The 627-nt window shown below is 35.4% G+C and carries 1 protein-coding gene; it reads right to left on the bottom strand.

Features of this window, described 5'->3' with window-relative positions; translation table 11 throughout:
- Nucleotides 1-54 precede the first annotated feature (54 nt).
- Nucleotides 55-588 carry a hypothetical protein gene (locus tag HMPREF2811_RS08275; protein WP_006700815.1) on the bottom strand — a complete coding sequence of 178 codons (534 nt, stop codon included), beginning with the start codon at nt 586-588 and terminating at the stop codon, nt 55-57.
- Between the last annotated feature and the right edge of the window lie 39 nt (nt 589-627).

Here is a 627-nt window from a genome sequence, read left to right as displayed (position 1 = left end):
TTTTGTTCTCTTTGTTTAGGCTTACCTAAACTTTAACGCATCCTTTTTTCTTTGTCAAGCATCTTGATCAAATTCATGCCACTTTTTTATACCCTCTTGAAACCGCTTGATATAGCGCTCTTTTTGAAATAATAGTTGGTGTAATCCTTGATATAGTTCGCTGGAAGTATTAATGAAAGATAGCTGGTCTTTTTGTTCAAATAAAGCCTCTTGAACCATTTCATGAGGTACTTGTTGGTAAATATCGTCTAAGTGATCTTTAATGTAATCTTTTAACCGCTCCACTCTTTTAGATTCAAACGCAGTAATTTGATCTAATTCACTTAAAGTTTGTCGGTAGGAACGGTTGCGAACCATTTGACCGTCTTGGACATAACAATACTCTTTTGTAAAAGGAGTCTGAGCACTTGGAAATGTTCCATGAATTTGATACCACCCATCATAAATACGATAATGATCTTCTTCTAAAGGAAGAAACTCACGTTTTACATGGTAAGTTTCATCGGGTCCGGTAATTTCAGCGATCCACTGTTTTTGATCTTGCGGGTGGGGAAGAAGTTCTAATTTTTGATAGAAATTTGTTGTCATCGTTTACCCTTAGTGTAAAATAACTGTTGGTAAGCTAAA

The organism is Globicatella sp. HMSC072A10 (genome assembly GCF_001811625.1).
Classification (GTDB): domain Bacteria; phylum Bacillota; class Bacilli; order Lactobacillales; family Aerococcaceae; genus Globicatella; species Globicatella sanguinis.
Note: the sequence above shows the minus strand (reverse complement) of the source record. Positions and strands in the feature narration are given on the sequence as shown.